The sequence below is a fragment of the Nitrospirota bacterium genome, assembly GCA_040754395.1.
Taxonomy (GTDB): domain Bacteria; phylum Nitrospirota; class Thermodesulfovibrionia; order Thermodesulfovibrionales; family SM23-35; genus JBFMCL01.
Map to the genome: position 1 here is coordinate 63,092 of JBFMCL010000001.1, position 16,117 is coordinate 79,208.

13 protein-coding genes are annotated in these 16,117 nt (G+C 47.7%); 12 read left to right on the plus strand and 1 reads right to left on the minus strand.

All coding sequences use genetic code 11. The annotated features are described in order from the left end of the window. Positions 1–2 precede the first annotated feature (2 nt). Positions 3–2,000 carry a diguanylate cyclase gene (locus AB1552_00310; GenBank protein ID MEW6052220.1) on the plus strand — a complete coding sequence of 666 codons (1,998 nt, stop codon included), beginning with the start codon at positions 3–5 and terminating at the stop codon, positions 1,998–2,000. Positions 2,001–2,004: 4 nt separating this feature from the next. Here the strand turns inward: AB1552_00310 and hisH are convergent, their stop codons facing one another. Further along, positions 2,005–2,616, minus strand: coding sequence for an imidazole glycerol phosphate synthase subunit HisH (gene hisH, locus AB1552_00315; protein MEW6052221.1), 612 nt, complete (start codon positions 2,614–2,616; stop codon positions 2,005–2,007). Between the two features lie 235 nt (positions 2,617–2,851). On the opposite strand from hisH, the gene AB1552_00320 reads away from it, so the two are divergent. The 11 genes from AB1552_00320 to AB1552_00370 are packed head-to-tail and all read left to right on the plus strand — an operon-like array spanning position 2,852 to position 16,109. Beyond that, a complete protein-coding gene (locus AB1552_00320; protein MEW6052222.1) occupies positions 2,852–3,976 on the plus strand; it encodes a DUF4388 domain-containing protein in 1,125 nt (374 codons plus the stop codon). Between the two features lie 48 nt (positions 3,977–4,024). Further along, positions 4,025–4,396: a response regulator gene (locus AB1552_00325; protein ID MEW6052223.1), complete on the plus strand. Its 372-nt coding sequence runs from the start codon at positions 4,025–4,027 to the stop codon at positions 4,394–4,396. After that, on the plus strand, positions 4,393–6,354 hold the full coding sequence (locus AB1552_00330) for a chemotaxis protein CheA (GenBank protein ID MEW6052224.1): 1,962 nt from the start codon (positions 4,393–4,395) through the stop codon (positions 6,352–6,354). The genes AB1552_00325 and AB1552_00330 overlap by 4 nt, the downstream gene beginning before the upstream one ends. Continuing rightward, positions 6,347–7,165, plus strand: coding sequence for an AAA family ATPase (locus AB1552_00335; protein MEW6052225.1), 819 nt, complete (start codon positions 6,347–6,349; stop codon positions 7,163–7,165). Before AB1552_00330 ends, AB1552_00335 begins: the two co-directional genes overlap by 8 nt. After that, positions 7,146–7,907, plus strand: a complete 762-nt coding sequence (locus AB1552_00340) for a chemotaxis protein CheW (protein MEW6052226.1) — start codon at positions 7,146–7,148, stop codon at positions 7,905–7,907. The genes AB1552_00335 and AB1552_00340 overlap by 20 nt, the downstream gene beginning before the upstream one ends. Positions 7,908–7,942: 35 nt before the next feature. Then, positions 7,943–10,831 carry a PhnD/SsuA/transferrin family substrate-binding protein gene (locus AB1552_00345; protein ID MEW6052227.1) on the plus strand — a complete coding sequence of 963 codons (2,889 nt, stop codon included), beginning with the start codon at positions 7,943–7,945 and terminating at the stop codon, positions 10,829–10,831. 53 nt (positions 10,832–10,884) lie between these two features. Beyond that, on the plus strand, positions 10,885–11,361 hold the full coding sequence (locus AB1552_00350; GenBank protein ID MEW6052228.1) for a chemotaxis protein CheW: 477 nt from the start codon (positions 10,885–10,887) through the stop codon (positions 11,359–11,361). Continuing rightward, complete coding sequence (locus tag AB1552_00355; GenBank protein ID MEW6052229.1) at positions 11,336–13,315, plus strand: HEAT repeat domain-containing protein; 1,980 nt, start codon at positions 11,336–11,338, stop codon at positions 13,313–13,315. The genes AB1552_00350 and AB1552_00355 overlap by 26 nt, the downstream gene beginning before the upstream one ends. Positions 13,316–13,349: 34 nt before the next feature. Beyond that, positions 13,350–14,213, plus strand: coding sequence for a protein-glutamate O-methyltransferase CheR (locus AB1552_00360; GenBank protein MEW6052230.1), 864 nt, complete (start codon positions 13,350–13,352; stop codon positions 14,211–14,213). Continuing rightward, a complete protein-coding gene (locus tag AB1552_00365) occupies positions 14,206–15,258 on the plus strand; it encodes a chemotaxis response regulator protein-glutamate methylesterase (GenBank protein ID MEW6052231.1) in 1,053 nt (350 codons plus the stop codon). The genes AB1552_00360 and AB1552_00365 overlap by 8 nt, the downstream gene beginning before the upstream one ends. Positions 15,259–15,284: 26 nt before the next feature. After that, complete coding sequence (locus AB1552_00370) at positions 15,285–16,109, plus strand: GAF domain-containing protein (GenBank protein ID MEW6052232.1); 825 nt, start codon at positions 15,285–15,287, stop codon at positions 16,107–16,109. Positions 16,110–16,117 lie beyond the last annotated feature (8 nt).

The following is a 16,117-nucleotide window of genomic DNA, read 5'->3' on the forward strand; positions in this document are numbered from 1 at the left end:
GTATGGAGTTCCCTGATATTGATAGTATTTCCTCGTTCCAGATACATCTGTCCAAACTTACAGGGTTTCATCTTTCGATCTACGGCCTGAACGGCAATCTTGTGCTCCCGCCGGCACAGGAAAGCCGCCTGCTTACTGCGATAAGGTCAACCCTTAAGGGGAGAGACGACTTCCATGCCTTTATAAAAAGGCATATTGAAAAGACCTCGTACCGGAACACTATTTCTTTCTTCAAGGGTCCTGCGAACCAGTATTATTTCTTTGCCCCGCTTCGCATTGAAAAAACAATCTTTATCCTGACAGGGAGCGGAGGATTCATCTCTCTCCAGGATTTCGAGGAGTTTTACAAAACAGATGGTCCTTCATACGGTCTGCTGCAAAGGCATATGAAATCCTGGTATCCTGAGATCACGGTAAGGGAATATCCGGAATTTCAGCAGACCGCCCGGCATATCCATGGCATCTTCAGGCTCGTTCTCGGAAACAGCCACAGACTGTCCGTGCAGGAAAAAAGATACCGTCTGATGAAAACCATCCTCAGCCTGATCGCGGATATGAAACCGGGGCAGCATCCTGATGACATTCGTGACCTCCTGATAGATGTCATCCTTTTCCTGTTCAGTGCCGAGAGCGTCTCCGTCATGTCAAGGGAAAAAGACGTATTCATCCCGATAAAGGCCGCCGGCAGATTCAGGGATCACCTGCAGGCAATGCCGATCAGGATCACAGGGATTATGTCAGACTTTCCTGAAAAAAAGACCCGCGTACACACGGACAACGTTCTTGACCTTCTGCGGATGGGTTTTCCCGATGACGTCACATCCTTTCATGCATTTCCCATCATATCTGATGACAGCGTTACCGGCCTGCTGGGCATTCTGAATTCTGATATCAGCCAGGAGGATGCGGACATTCTTCTGGTCATCTGCAGGGTAGCTGGTTTTGTTCTGAGCCTTACAGAACTTCACGCGCTTCACAACAGATACATGAAAGAGACGGATGCGCTCAATTCTGCTGCACGGCGTCTCAATGAGATTAAGGAGCCGGAAATGTTGTATGAGGCAATCCTTGATGCATCAGTCGGTCTTACGGCAGCAGAGAAGGGATCCCTGATGCTGGCCGAAGACAATACCTCATGCCTGACTATCAAGGCTGCACGAGGAATCCACAAGAGACTTTACAGTGAAGTGAAAATCCAGGCAGGTGAAGGGATTGCGGGTAAAGTATTCAGTGAAGGGATCCCGCTCGTGGTTGATGACATAGAAAGAAAAGATCTTGGGCTCCAGAAAAAAAGACCGAAATACCGCACAGGATCGTTTATCAGTATTCCGCTGAAATCCGGAGAAAAGACGATCGGGGTGCTCAATATTTCTGACAAGATTACAGGGGAGATTTTTTCCCATGAGGATCTGTCAGTACTCTGCGCCTTTGCCTCCTATGCGTCGATCGCCCTCGAACGGTCAAATTATTACAGCCTCGCAGGTCACCTGAAGGAGCTTTCCATCACTGATCCCCTTACGGGGCTTTTCAACAGGAGGTATTTTGAAGAGCGTTTTTTTGAAGAACTTCACCGTTCAGAGCGTCACACATTGTCCTTTTCCTTAGCTATGCTGGACATCGATGACTTTAAACTCTTTAATGATACAGAAGGCCATCTTGCAGGTGATGAGGTATTGAAACATATTGCGAACATCGCAAAGGATTGTCTCAGGGTCAGCGATGTTTTTGCACGATTCGGCGGGGAGGAATTCGCGATAATCATGCCCCAGACAGAAAAAGAAGAGGCATTCTCTGTTGCCGAGAGAATACGGCAGTCTATCAAAGAACAGTTGCCCAAAACCTGGAAAACCTTTCCAAGAGACAATATCACCATCAGCATCGGGCTTGCGACTTTCCCCTTTGACGGGAAAGACCGCAAGGAGCTCATCCGCAATGCTGACAGGGCACTCTACAGAAGCAAAATGGAGGGAAAGGACAGAACGGTGGTATGCAGCAGTTAGGGGATTACCCTTTTTTCACAAACTCGGCAAACCGTTTCAGGATCTTAAGCCCGTTTTCCTGACTTTTCTCAGGATGGAATTGTGTGGCAAAAATATTCTCCTTCCATATCATTGAGGTAAAGGTTACCCCGTAATCAGTAGTCGTTGCGATAACGTTCCTGTCTTCTGGCACAACATAATAAGAATGGACAAAATAGAAGAACGATTCATCGCTGATTCCGTTCATGACAGGCGGTTTTCTCAGAAATTTCACCGTGTTCCACCCCATATGAGGGACTTTCAGATCCGCCTGAAACCTCACAACCCTGCCCGGCAGGATATCCAGGCCCCTGTAAACCCCGAATTCCTCCGATTCAGTAAACAGAATCTGAAGCCCCAGACATATTCCGAGATAGGGTTTCCCTTTGCGGATCGCTGTCACCACTGGATCGAGAAGTGACATCTCCCCGAGATTTTTCATGCAGTCCCTGAACGCTCCGACACCGGGAAGCACAATGGCTCCGGCATCATCAACCGCTTTCGGTTCCGTAACAATCTTTACATCGGCGCCGACCTTGAGAAATCCCTTCTCGACACTCCTCAGGTTTCCCATTCCGTAATCGATAATCGCAATCATAGGCTGTTATTATACAATAAATATCTTGCCGGCATTTTTCCAATGGCTCCGTGAAACGGAACCTTCATTGACACTCTATAATTTTCCTTGATATACTCGATTATAATTCATAATTATTAACATATAAACCTGCACTGAATGAGGTCATTACTGTTAAACGCCCTTATTCGACTGCCGGCATTTTTAGGTTACCGTTTCAGAAAACGGAGAAGATCCCGGAGGTATGTGAACACACATGAGTCTTGTAGGAAGGCTTGAAGACCTCGCCCTTTCAGATATCTTTCAGATACTCAGCATCGGGAAAAAAACCGGGATTCTCATTCTGAAGGGGAGCCGGGGCAATGCCCTGGTCACTTTCAGGAACGGTCTGGTGGTAAGGGCAGAGACGAGCGATATTGAGAGAAACCTCGCCGAAGACCTGCTGAATGCAGGCATTATCAAAGACACCATATATAACCTTGCTGCTGAAGTCAAAAAAACCCTCCCCTCGAAGTCCTATCCGGAGATACTGTACGAGCTCGGCTCGGCAAACAGGGAAACACTCGAAAAAACAACAAAAAAGAGGATAGAAAGAGTTATTTGTCAGCTCCTGTACTGGCATGATGGTGATTTCCAGTTTGAACTGGATGATACAGACCCTGCGGGGAAGGTCGATATCCCTGATCTTGGATGGGAACTCTCGAAAGGGATGAGTCCGGAATATCTGCTGATGGAAGGCGCGAGGGTTCAGGACGAATCCTCCCAGACTGCCTCAGGTCAACAGAGAGAACTGGGCGACCTGAGAGAAGGCGAAGATATTTGGGAGGAAGACTGGGATATCCAGCCGACGACGGAGAGGAAAGATATCTCTTCTCTGAAATCGCTGACCCAGGAACTGAGATTCCCGAATTCGACGTCAGAAATAACCCTGTTGATATTGCGATTCGCGAGTGACATATTCCAGAGAGGCGTCCTGTTCATGGTTGGCGATACGGAAATAGTCGGTCTCGGGCAATTTGGACTTACCATTGAGAGGCCTGACGAAAAAATCAGAGGGATCACGCTCCACTACAGTGAAAGCGTGACTCTCAAGAAGATCATATCAGAAAAACGTCCTTACAGAGGCATTCTCGAAAAAGACCCGATCACCGAGTTCTTCATCAATGAAATAGGCGGAGGATGGCCGGATGAAGCAGTAATGTTCCCGTTAATAGCGGAAGGACGGGTTGTCGCCCTTCTCTATTGCGACAACATCATGTCCGGTGAGACGATCGGGGAGACAGAAGGGCTCGAGATTTTCATAGATCAGGCCGGAATGGCCCTTGAAAAGTCTCTGCTCCAGAGAAGGCTGCAGGAGATGGAAAAAAAGTCACAACGGTAATGTTTTTTTTGTTTTAATCTGATAAAATTTAAAAATATGCACCAGGAAATGATAAAATCCATCCTTATCGTTGAAGATTCAGCCACAACACGGGCGCTCATTAGGGCTGTCATCGATGAGATGGGCGATTTCAATACTGTTGAGGCTGCCTCAGGGTTTGAGGCCCTGAAAATTCTGCCTACGGAGGAATTCAGCCTTGTGATCACTGATGTGAATATGCCGGATATCAATGGTCTTGAACTTATCAGTTTTATCAAGAATACCCCGAGATACAGCCATATCCCTCTGATAATCGTCAGCACCGAAAGAAGCGAGGAAGACAAGAAAAGAGGCATAGCCCTCGGTGCGAAGGCATATGTCACCAAACCATTCAAGGCACATGAGCTTCAGGAAGTAATCAAACAGTCTATAATCGTATGAAAGCCTCCAAAAAGGAATTCATAGCCGAGACAGAAGATCTCCTGTTTGAATGCCAGCAATATGTTCTTGAGATCCAGGATACGTATCTCACCACAATCAATCCCGACACCATCAATGCGCTTTTCCGCTCTATCCATACACTGAAAGGGCTTTCAGGTCTTTTTGGAAATCAGGGGGTAACCGATCTCAGCCATGCAATGGAATCCCTGCTGGATGACATCCGTCTTGGGAAGATCCCTGTGACTGAGGATGTCGTGGATTTTCTTTTCAAAAACATCGATCACCTGAGGTCTGCTGTTGATGCGATCAAGGAAGATAAGGAAAAGGATCTCACTGAACAGATAAACGATATCAGGAAATTCAGGTCATCGCTCCAGGAAAGCTCCGGCTCTCTGGAAATAAAGGGACTTATTGATGATTCGATACTGAAAGTACTTTCAGAGTATGAGGAACACCGGCTCAAGGCAAATATAAAAACCGGGAACAGTGTTTTTCTCATGAAGGCGGTATTCGAACTCGCAACCTTCGACACCTCTCTGGAGGAGCTGACAAAAAAAATTAAGGCACAGGGGGAACTCATATCCACCCTTCCGACTTCTTCCGATGTTCCCGATGGTTCAATCGCCTTTAATCTGATGTTCGCATCAGACCGGCAGTTCAGCGAACTGAAAGGGCAACTGGGGGAGAATCTGGAGATACTGGTAAAACCCAGATCCCCGGAAAAACCACCGGCAAAAAAGCAGGAGAAGTCTATTAAAAGCTCAACAGCAACCGTGAGAGTCGATATCGACAAGCTTGACAGGATACTCAACACCATAGGTGAACTTACTCTCGCAAAGGATGCGGTGAAGAGAATAGCGAGAGAAATGTCCGAAGCACACCTCCTGTCCTCTCTGGTGCGGGATATGCACAAAATCTCTCAGACTCTCGAAAGAAAACTGACCGAACTCCAGGATGAAGTCCTTGAAATACGGATGGTCCCTGTAGGCCAGATATTCTCCAGGCTCGCTCAGGTAATCAGGCGTTACTCAAGAGAAATCGGCAAGGAGATCGATCTTGAACTCTACGGGGAAGACACGGAACTTGATAAATCGCTTGCAGAGGAAATCGTCGACCCGCTCATGCACCTTGTAAGGAATTCCCTGGATCATGGCATTGAGTCATCAGAAGAAAGGAAAAGGAATGGTAAAAGGGAACACGGCACTATCATTCTAAGGGCATTTCAGAGCGGCAACCATGTGGTCATTGAGGTGACAGATGACGGCAAAGGGATTGATATAGAAAAAGTCAGGGCAAAGGCGAAGGAAAAAGGTCTCATAGAGAAGGACAAGGAAATGGAAGACCGCGATATTGTCAATCTCATCTTCACCCCGGGGTTCAGCACAAAAGACGTAGTGAGTGAGATTTCCGGAAGGGGTGTCGGAATGGATGTGGTGAAGGAAAAACTCAGTGCGCTGGGAGGGTTTATCGAGGTAAATACAATAAGGCATAAAGGCTCGACATTCACCATGACCCTGCCGATCACCCTCGCAATCATAAAGGCCCTGCTCGTGAAAGTCGGGGCAGAAAAGTTTGCCATACCCCTCACGACTATTTCCGAAACAATCGCAATAGAACACAGCGATATCCAGACCATAGAATGGAAGGATGTGTACTACCTAAGGGGAGAAATGCTCCCCATACTGAGTGTCAGCAAGATTTTTCATATCACAACAGCACAACAGGAGGCATCCTTTGCGGTTATTGTCGGCTTCGGGAAGAGGAAACTGGGGCTCCTTGTCGATGAAATAATCGGCCAGCACGAGATAGTCATCAAGTCGCTGGGCGAGTACTTCAAGGGCGTCAGTGGATTTGCCGGTGCGGCAGAAATAGGCAGACATGAAGTGCTACTCGTTCTCGATATCGAATCCATCGCAGAGAAGTCCCTCATGAGGCAGGAAGGGGTGTCCCATGTATGAGAATTTCTATGGGTTGAAACTGCGGCCATTCAGCAAAACCCCTGACCCGAGATTTCTCTATTTCAGCAAAAGCCATGAGGAAGCGCTCGCCAGACTGCAATACGCGGTTGAAGAAAAGGAACTTATCCTGCTTACCGGTGAGGTCGGAAGCGGAAAGACGACTCTCACCCGTGCGCTGATGGATTGTCTTGGCGAAAAATTCAGGGTTGTTCTCATTCTGAATCCCAGACTCACCCCTGCACAGTTCCTCAGGACCGTTGCCAAACGTTTTGACATAGACGTTCCCTATAATTATAAGGATAACCTTCTCGACACCGTGTATGAAAAGGTTTACGCAGACTATGCATCCGGCATAACGCCGGTGATCATCATAGATGAGGCGCAACTCATTCCCAACAAAAGCACCTTTGAGGAAATACGGCTACTTACAAATTTTCAGCTTGACCACGCAAATCTGCTGAGTCTTGTGCTTGTCGGCCAAACAGATCTCAAAAAGAGACTGAACCATAAGACTTATCTCCCGCTGCGCCAGAGGATCGGCCTCTTCTATCATCTCGGACCACTGACGGAAAATGAAGTAAAAGGATACATTGAGCACAGATTAAGGATATCGGGGCTTCATGAACCCCTCTTTACCGAAAGTGCACTGAAACGTCTGTATCATTATTCAGGAGGGATCCCGAGGGTAATAAACAGCCTGGCAACATCCGCACTTCTTGAGGGATTTGGCAGGGAACTGCCGGTCGTGGATGAATATCTTATTCATGAAGCAGCAAGGGAACTCGGGTTGAATGGATATCGCGAAAATTAGAAAAAAACTTAAGAAGTCCGAAGAAGACCGTGAGAAAAACGGCGCGGCTGCACACACTCCGCACGCAGATGATGAAAGTGGCTCAAGTCCCGCTGACACCGGGACTGAAACAACCGGGAAAAAAACACCTCTGTCTGAAAGCGAACCAGAATCCTCTTCTGAGGACAGGGAGAAAGCCGATCCCGGAACCAGTGATTCTGCACAATCACCGCCTCCTGGAAAGGAACCCAAGGCCGAGCACATCAAGGAACAAAGCAGTTCCCGGGAAAGTGCCGTCAAAGAAAGGGTCTCAGCAGAACAGGAGGAGGAGAGTGTTGAGATTCTTACCTTCAGCCTGTTGAAAGAGGAATTCGCGTTCAGGATCTCCCAGCTCGAAGAAATCATACGGCATCAGAGAATTACAAGGGTTCCCAAGACCCCCGCGTATGTTCTCGGCATAACCTCACTCAGGGGGAAAATAATCCCGGTTATTGACCTCAAGCTGAAGCTTTCCCTTTCCGACAACGTATCACTTGATACAAATGTGGGCAAGATACTGATCATTAAGAGCTCGCGAGGGCCCATGGGCGTTGCGGTCGATAAGGTCACCGGTGTTATCCCGGTTGCCAAGTCACAGATCCTTCCGCCACCTTCCCATCTTTCGGATATAGAACTGAAATTTATTGATGGGATAGCGGTCATAAACAAACGTTTCGTATCGATTATCAATATGGGAGAGGCAACAGCACTGAATCTGAAATAACATTCAGAACTCTTTAATCCTTTTAAGGGGGGCTTATGCTAAAGATGTCAATAAAAAGCCTTGAACTGAAATACATCCTTTTTGTCGGCATCCTGTTGCTTGCCGGCATTCTGTTTGCCGGAATTCTGTCATTCATGGCAAAAGACAACCTGTATTCCCTGGCAGAAGACAATATCAGCTCAGCTTCCGAGATTATCGCATTACAGATCAATCGGATAATGCAGGAACCGGCTGAAAGAAAGGGTGCTTTGGCCAGAGAGACAATCGATGGTCTGAAAAGGATACAGGGCATTGAGGACATCAGGATAATCAATATGTTGGGGAAAGAGTCCTTCAACAAAAATTCAGAGGCTGCTGATGCAGCTGCAATGCAGAAGATTTCTGCAAGACCCGGTCCGTTGTCCATTAAAACAGACAAATCACTGACATTTTACAGGCCGCTTGAAAACACCGCTGCCTGCAGAGGGTGCCACTCTCGTGAAGGACCGTTATTAGGTGCGGTAAAACTCTCCGTCCCGCTTGACAGGATTTACAGGAAAAGCCAGCATTTTATACTCTGGACTATAATCATCACCATCGCCGGCATCGCTGGCCTGACCCTGCTCTTCTGGGCCGTTTTGAGAAAACTTGTATTCATTCCGATAAAATCTGTTGAGAAGGCAGCGAAATCAATGTCTGACGGAGATCTCACCCTGCGGCTTGACTTCAGAGAGAATGACGAGATAGGAAGGCTGGGCAGCGCAATCAATGAATCCGTGCTTTCTCTCGGGAATATCCTTCAAAAAGTCAGGAATGGGTCAAAACGCGTATCAGACATAACGCAGAAGGTAGATGGAGAATTCAAAACCATTTCGGAGAACACAAAGCTCGAATCTGAAGCAATAGCCAATATTGCCAGTTCTCTTGAACAGATGAATTCAGCGTCAAAAGACATATCTGACAGTACAGAGCGTCTCGCCACTACCACAGAGGAAAAGGCAGCTTCAATGGAAGAGATGGTAATGAGCATCAGTGAGGTTGCAAACAGCGCACAGGATCTTTCACATGTGGTTGATACGACCGCCGTGTCAATCGAGCAACTGTCTGCAACGATCAGGGAAGTTGCAGACAAGGCGGAAGACCTGAGCGTCGCTTCCGAAGAAACGCTGGCTGCAACGGAAGAGATATCCTCCTCCATTAAGGAAGTTGAGCAGCATGCAAAGGAATCGGCAATGCTGTCGGAAAAGGTAAAGAATGAAGCCTCATCCTTCGGAATAGCTTCTGTTGAGAAGACAATACAGGGAATACAGGATATCAAATCCTCTTTTGAAAAAACTGCAAGCTTCATACAGAGGCTCGGCGGAAGGTCAGATGAGATAGGCAAGATTCTGAACGTGATCGATGAGATAACCGATCAGACAACCCTGCTCGCCCTGAACGCCGCGATACTTGCTGCACAGGCAGGGGAGCACGGAAAAGGGTTTTCCGTCGTCGCCGATGAGATCAAGGACCTTGCAGAGAGAACGTCCTATTCAACCCATGAGATTGCCGAACTCATCCTGGCGGTACAGAAGGAAGTCAGGGATGCGATACTCGCGATGGAAGAGGGTCTCAGGTCTGTAGAGGAAGGGTTAAGGGTCTCAAAGGATGCAGGCGATGCCCTGAAAAAGATTGTCGACAGTTCGAAACAATCTGCGGAGATGTCAATCTCGATCGAGCGTTCAACAGCCGAGCAGGCAAAAACAACGAAGCTCGTTTCAGAGGCCATGGAAAGGGTAAAGAACATGGTTGCCCAGGTAGCAAAGGCAACCGCTGAGCAGAGCAAAGGGGCTCAGCTCATTACAAAGGCAACGGAAAAAATGCGGGAGGTTGCCGCGCATGTGAGATCAGCAACAGGCGAACAGCTCATCAATACCAAACAGATTTCCGAAGCCATTGAACTGGTCTCAGAAAAGAGCCGTCATATAGCACGGGCTGTCAATGAGCAGCGTTCCGGGTCAGCCCAGATATTCGTCGCAATCGAAAAAATCAAGGATATTCCCAAGACTGTCGTTGACAGTGTCTTCAGTATAAGCAGATCTCTCGGAGGATTGAAGAAAAACACCGACCTTGTGAACAAGGAACTGGAAAGAATCAGGCTGCCAGACGAAAGCACAGTGTCTGTTGCCGAAAGAGGGATTATCGGGTTCGGCATCGAACCGGTCGGGATGACTTCCGTTGAGGCGAAGGAGAAATTCAGACCGATCGCCGAGTATCTTTCAGGGAAGATCGGGAAAAAAATCGAGTTGAAACTGGCATCTGATCATGAGGGTATTTTGCGGGATATCAGTACGGGAGCAGCACAGTTCTATTTTGTGTCCCCTGCAACCTATGTCATTGCACACAAGAAATACGGGGTTGCGCCTCTTGTGAAGGCGCTGACAGGGGGTAAATCAACATACCGTTCCGTTATCATCACAAAAAGCGGGGGTTCAATCAACTCTATTGAGGACATCAGGGGACGGACGTTCGCATTCGGGGACTCTCACTCCGTTTCCAGCTATATCGCACCGAGGGTCATGCTTCTCGATGCCGGGATGGACACAAAAGACCTTCTTTTTTATGAATATCTCGGTTCACATGAAGCAGTAGTCAAGGCTGTTTTGGAAGGCAGATTTGAAGCAGGTGGGGTCACGGAAAGCACCGCATTCAAATACAAGGATAAAGGAATCAAACATGTTGCGTTTTCAGGTGATTTGCCCGGATTCAGTATATGTGTCGGCAGGGAAGTTCCTCAGAACATACGATCTGCTATTGAATCTGTCCTTACCTCACTTTCTGATGCAAGGCCCGAGGAAGCCGCGGTCATTCATGCCATTTATCAGCGATACAGCGGCTTTGAAAAAACCTCTGACGCCGATTTTACCCATCTGAGAGCCATGATGTCCAGATTGGGCTTGATATAGATGATGACGGATATCGCCGTCAGTTTCACCAAGAGATACAGGAGCGTTCTCATATGAAAGTAGCGGTATTCATAATAGGATCAGACTATTTCGGGATTGATATCAAGAGAATCGTGGAGATACTAAATCCACAGAAGGTCTATTCCCTGCCCGAGCTTCCCGAATTTCTTTCCGGTGTTATCACAGTGAGAGGCGAGGTCATACCTCTTCTGGATCTCCGAAAAAGGTTCGGCATAAAGTCTGCCGCATCAAAAGAGCTTATCATTGTAGTGCATTATGACAATGAAAAGATAGGCCTGCTTGTGGATGAAATAAAGGGGATAATCCCCCTTAACCCGGATGCGATTACTTCCCCCCCTGCCATCTTCAAGGGACTGAAAAAAAGATATCTCACGGGCCTCGCAAGGCAGGAGGATAATATTATAATCCTCCTGAATATGGATTATCTGCTCACCTCGGAGGAAAAGATACTGCTCAGGGAATCAGAGGAGATTTTTGAAAAAGATGCAGGGACTGGAGAAACTTCTTAACGACAACGACATCGAGATCAGAAGGGAGGCCCTTGAACACCTCAGGGGACAGTCCGGAGATTTCGCGATTAAGATCCTCCTGAAGGCAATGGAGGACACAAGCTGGAGGGTCAGGAATACCGCAACAGATATTCTCATTCAAGATCATCCTGCGGAATCCTTTATTAAAGGTCTGATCAATCTGCTTTATTTCGAGGATAATGCCGGTGCCAGAAATTCCGCAATAGATGCGCTCATACGACTTAATACCAAAGTCACCCCATATCTGATAGAAGCATTTGATACCCCCAATAAGGATGTGAGGAAATTTATAATAGATGTGCTGGGTGAATATAAGGACAGCAGATCATTGCCACTGATGCTGAATGCGCTCAGGGACGAGGATGAAAACGTACGTGCCACAGCCATAGAGCATATCGGCAAAGTCCGCGAGTCATCCGTAGTTGATGCCTTAATAGAAATAACCGGGGGTGACGATATCTGGACAGCATATCCGGCTGCTGACGCACTCGGCAGGATAGGGGACCGCAAAGCTGTTCCCGCGCTTCTGAAGGCCCTCGAAAAGAAAACGCTCAGGTCACCGTCCATCAAAGCGCTGAGCCTGATTGGCGACCCTGATACCCTGAAATATATCATACCCTTTCTGGAAGACCCCACAAAAACCATTCAGGAAGAAGCCCTCCGGGCAACCGAACGGTTTTATCATAAGGGAACGAGCGAGGAGTTCATTACAGGCGAGATCGCGAAGCGATTCGGTGACCGGGCCCTGGAGATCCTCGTATCCCACGCATGGTCAAGCAAACCGAAGGTCAGGACATCCGCGATTCTGATTCTCGGCCTCATGAGAGATGAGAGGGCTTTCTCTCCGTTGCTGGAGATTTCCCAGGAGGAGGATTTGGCCGAGGATGTCAAGCGGGCATTCGTGTTTATCGGCAGGAACCGTCCTGAATCCCTTGTAAGGCTTTTTGATACGGAAAGTATTGCCCAGAAGCGCTTCATCTGTGACGTTGCCGGGAGAATAGCCTCTCATGTATATTACCCCGTCTTTGAGAAACTGCTGCAGGATGATGACGGACACATCAGGTCTATTGCCGCTCTCGCTCTCTCAAGAATCGGTGACCCGCGGGCAATAGAGCCGCTAAAACATCTGCTGGCAGACCCGTATGAGGATGTCCAGGAGGCTGCCGTTGATGCGCTTTCTCATTTCGGCAGCATGCTTGCAGTCAAAGAGCTCATTGAAATGCTCAGACATCCGAGTTCCCGCATCAGAAAAAATGCATCCCTGCTCCTCGGAAAAATAGGAGCCAAAGAGGCCATCCCGTATCTCGGTTTTGCATTGAAGGATGGTGATGTCAATGTCAGAAAAGCCTGTGTCGAGGCATTTTCGCTTCTGAAAACAGAGGATTCTGTCCGTTACCTCATTATTGCACTCACTGATGAGGACACGTCTATAAGGGTCTCGTCTGCACTCAGCCTCGGCCGCATAGGAGGAGAAGAAGTGTTTAATGCCCTTACCCTTCTTTTATCCGATTCGGATGATTCTGTGAGGGTTGCAGTCTCAAAGGCCTTCGGCAACCTGAAGGATGCAAGGGCAGTTGATCACCTCATCACACTCCTTACTGACAAAAACGGGTTTGTAGTGACAACGGCCATTGAATCTCTCAGCAGGCTGGGAGGAGCCAAATCAAAATCTGCGCTGCTTCAGATGCTTTCTGCCGATGACCAGGAAATCAGGAGGACGGCAATTAAGGCACTTGCGAATTTCGAGGCCGTAGATGATTATCTGATTCCTTTCCTGAAAGACAGTGACTGGGCGACGAGAATGGCAGCCGTCGAGGTTTTGGGAAAGAACGCAAAGGGTGCGGTTCGGAATGAACTCGAAAAGCTTCTCGACAGAGAGGAAGATCCGATTGTGAAAAAAGCGGCTGAAAAAAGCCTGAAAAATACCCCCTGATTCTCTGTCAACCGGATATGCTGAGAAAATGTCCATGTTTGAAAAAGAAGAGATAATTCCGCTTGAAGACGACGTCTTCAGGCTTTTGAGGGATTTTATCAGGGATTATTGCGGCATTTTTTTTGATGACGACTCAAAGTATCTCCTTGAAAAAAGACTCTCAAGAAGGATCCGGCTTCTTCATTTCAGCAATTTCAGGGAATACTTCAGGTACCTGCTCTACCACAAGAAACGGGACGAGGAACTCTCGTCCATTATCGATATCCTTACCGTAAATGAAACATATTTCTTCAGGGAACAGAACCAGCTCAGGACATTCAGCGAAGAGATACTCCCGGAGCTTAAGGAAACCAACGATGACATCAGATCCGTCAGGATATGGTCTGCCGGGTGTTCGACAGGTGAGGAGCCGTATACCCTTGCAATGCTTATACTTGAGAAAAGGCGGTTCCAGGAATGGAAAGTTGAAATCTTCGGGAGCGATATCAACCAGAGGGTTCTCCAGGTGGCGAGAAGCGGCATATACAGGAAAAATTCCTTCAGGACAACAGAACCGTATTTCCTGACAAAATATTTCGAGGAAAAGGAAGGCGGATTCAGAATATCAGACAGCGTCAGGCAATATGTAAATTTCAGCCACCTCAATCTCCTCGACCCCTTTAAGGTCAGGCTGGTCGGCAAGGTTGATGTTATTTTCTGCAGAAACGTGTTAATCTATTTTGATTACCCGTCAAGGAAAAAAGTCATCGACATGTTTTACGAAAGACTTTCGGGGGGGGGCTACTTGCTGCTGGGACATGCTGAATCACTGATTAACATATCGACCGCCTTCACCCTGAAACACTTTAAATACGATATGGTGTATCAAAAACCTCTGAGGAAAACCGCCCATGTCTAAAATCAGGGTATTGGTCATTGATGACTCTGCATACAGCAGGCAGATGATCAAAAGAATGCTTGAGACAGACTCTCACATAGAAATTGCGGGAATCGCAACCGACGGGATTGATGCAATGGCCAAGACCGTCAGACTTTCACCTGACATCATTACCCTTGATTTAGAAATGCCCGAGATGGACGGGTTCAGCTTTCTCAGGTGGCTGATGAAGCACAGGCCGACACCGGTTATCATTATCAGCTCCTATTCGGATTCAAAGACAGTTTTCAGGGCGCTCGAATTCGGTGCAGCGGATTTCATAGCCAAACCATCAAGGATTGCCGCGAGCGAAGCACAAAAGCTTGAGAGAGACCTCCTGAGAAAGGTAAAAGGATTAAAGGAGTTCCGCCTGGATAAGCTCAGCAGAAATCTTGAAATCCTTGAGGAGGAGCATAGCCGCCGCACAAGTTTCAGTACCTCTGACAACACCATAGAGGCGGTTGCCATCGGAGCATCCACCGGAGGGCCTGCTGCCCTGAAGATCATTCTGACAAAACTTGACGCGGATTTTCCTGCAGGAATTGTAATAAGCCAGCATATGCCGAAAGGGTTCACCGCATCATTTGCAGAAAGGCTTAACATGATATCAAAGGTTCCGGTTAAGGAGGCAAGAGATGGCGACGAACTGGAACGGGGCAAGGCACTGATATGCCCGGGAGGATACCATATCTCCTTCTCAAAAAAAAGGGAAAGAATCACAGCATCGATCAGGGAACCCAAACTTGCTGACAAATATATCCCTTCTGTTGATATCATGATGACATCGGTTGCAGACATTTTCGGCTCTCAGACTATGGGTGTCGTTCTCACCGGCATGGGCAGTGACGGAAAAAACGGCATGCTGGAAATCAAGAAGAGGGGTGGCTATACTATCGCAGAAGCCGAAGATACTGCGGTTGTATTCGGCATGCCCGCAGAAGTGATAAAGGCAGGAGCAGCAGAGAAGGTACTGCCCATCTCCCAGATACCCGGCGAGATGATGAAGGTAATCAGGAAAACAAAGTAGCCATATACACAGGGTGTGGAGGACTGATGGAAAAGGATTCCGGCATATCGAAAAAGGCAGATGAGTTTCTCCAGATTTTCAAGAGGGGTGAGGAATTCACAAAAGACCTGATCAAGGAGAATGAGAGGCTCAGGTTCAGGATCGCACAACTCGAAGAGTCGGTTGAAAAATCAGGGAGCGAAGAGCGGACCAGGCTCTACGAGGACCGTATAAAGATGCTTGAAGATGAAATCAACTCCCTTATGGAAAGATACCGGAAAACGGAAGAAGAGAACAAGGATTTCGCATCAAAATATGTTGAGGTTGAGGCAGAAAACAACATGCTGGCAAACCTCTATGTTGCAAGCTATCAGCTTCATTCGACCCTGGACTTCAATGAAGTGCTCAGGATCGTTATCGAGATTATCATCAACCTTATCGGCGCCGAGAAATTCGCCATATTCCTCATGGATGAAAAGACGAATGAACTCCTTCCAGCGGCGGCTGAAGGACTGTCTCTGCAAGATATCTCCAAGGTTAAAACAGGCGAAGGCATCATCGGGAAAGTCGCAAAAGAGGGAGAGAGCTATTTCCTGGAGGATATCACGAACGCAGCTTCAGAGATCTCTCTCTCGCAACCTGCGGTATGCATCCCTCTGAAGATTAAGGAGCACGTGATCGGCGTTATTTCGATTTATTCCCTGCTGATCCAGAAAAATGCCTTCTCGAATATCGATTATGAGCTTTTCAATCTGCTTGCAGGGCATGCGGCCACAGCAATCTTTTCATCCCGCCTGTATACACAGTCCGAAAGAAAGCTCACGACCATTCAGAGTTTTCTTGACCTGCTGAAAGAAAAACCGAAAAGGTAGAATGAGCA

Excerpts from the sequence above, each read along its gene's own strand:
- AB1552_00310 (MEW6052220.1), top strand. The coding sequence starts at position 3 with ATGGAGTTCCCTGATATTGATAGTATTTCCTCGTTCCAGATACATCTG.
- hisH (MEW6052221.1), bottom strand. The coding sequence starts at position 2,616 with ATGATTGCGATTATCGATTACGGAATGGGAAACCTGAGGAGTGTCGAG.
- AB1552_00320 (MEW6052222.1), top strand. The coding sequence starts at position 2,852 with ATGAGTCTTGTAGGAAGGCTTGAAGACCTCGCCCTTTCAGATATCTTT.
- AB1552_00325 (MEW6052223.1), top strand. The coding sequence starts at position 4,025 with ATGATAAAATCCATCCTTATCGTTGAAGATTCAGCCACAACACGGGCG.
- AB1552_00330 (MEW6052224.1), top strand. The coding sequence starts at position 4,393 with ATGAAAGCCTCCAAAAAGGAATTCATAGCCGAGACAGAAGATCTCCTG.
- AB1552_00335 (MEW6052225.1), top strand. The coding sequence starts at position 6,347 with ATGTATGAGAATTTCTATGGGTTGAAACTGCGGCCATTCAGCAAAACC.
- AB1552_00340 (MEW6052226.1), top strand. The coding sequence starts at position 7,146 with ATGGATATCGCGAAAATTAGAAAAAAACTTAAGAAGTCCGAAGAAGAC.
- AB1552_00345 (MEW6052227.1), top strand. The coding sequence starts at position 7,943 with ATGCTAAAGATGTCAATAAAAAGCCTTGAACTGAAATACATCCTTTTT.
- AB1552_00350 (MEW6052228.1), top strand. The coding sequence starts at position 10,885 with ATGAAAGTAGCGGTATTCATAATAGGATCAGACTATTTCGGGATTGAT.
- AB1552_00355 (MEW6052229.1), top strand. The coding sequence starts at position 11,336 with ATGCAGGGACTGGAGAAACTTCTTAACGACAACGACATCGAGATCAGA.
- AB1552_00360 (MEW6052230.1), top strand. The coding sequence starts at position 13,350 with ATGTTTGAAAAAGAAGAGATAATTCCGCTTGAAGACGACGTCTTCAGG.
- AB1552_00365 (MEW6052231.1), top strand. The coding sequence starts at position 14,206 with ATGTCTAAAATCAGGGTATTGGTCATTGATGACTCTGCATACAGCAGG.
- AB1552_00370 (MEW6052232.1), top strand. The coding sequence starts at position 15,285 with ATGGAAAAGGATTCCGGCATATCGAAAAAGGCAGATGAGTTTCTCCAG.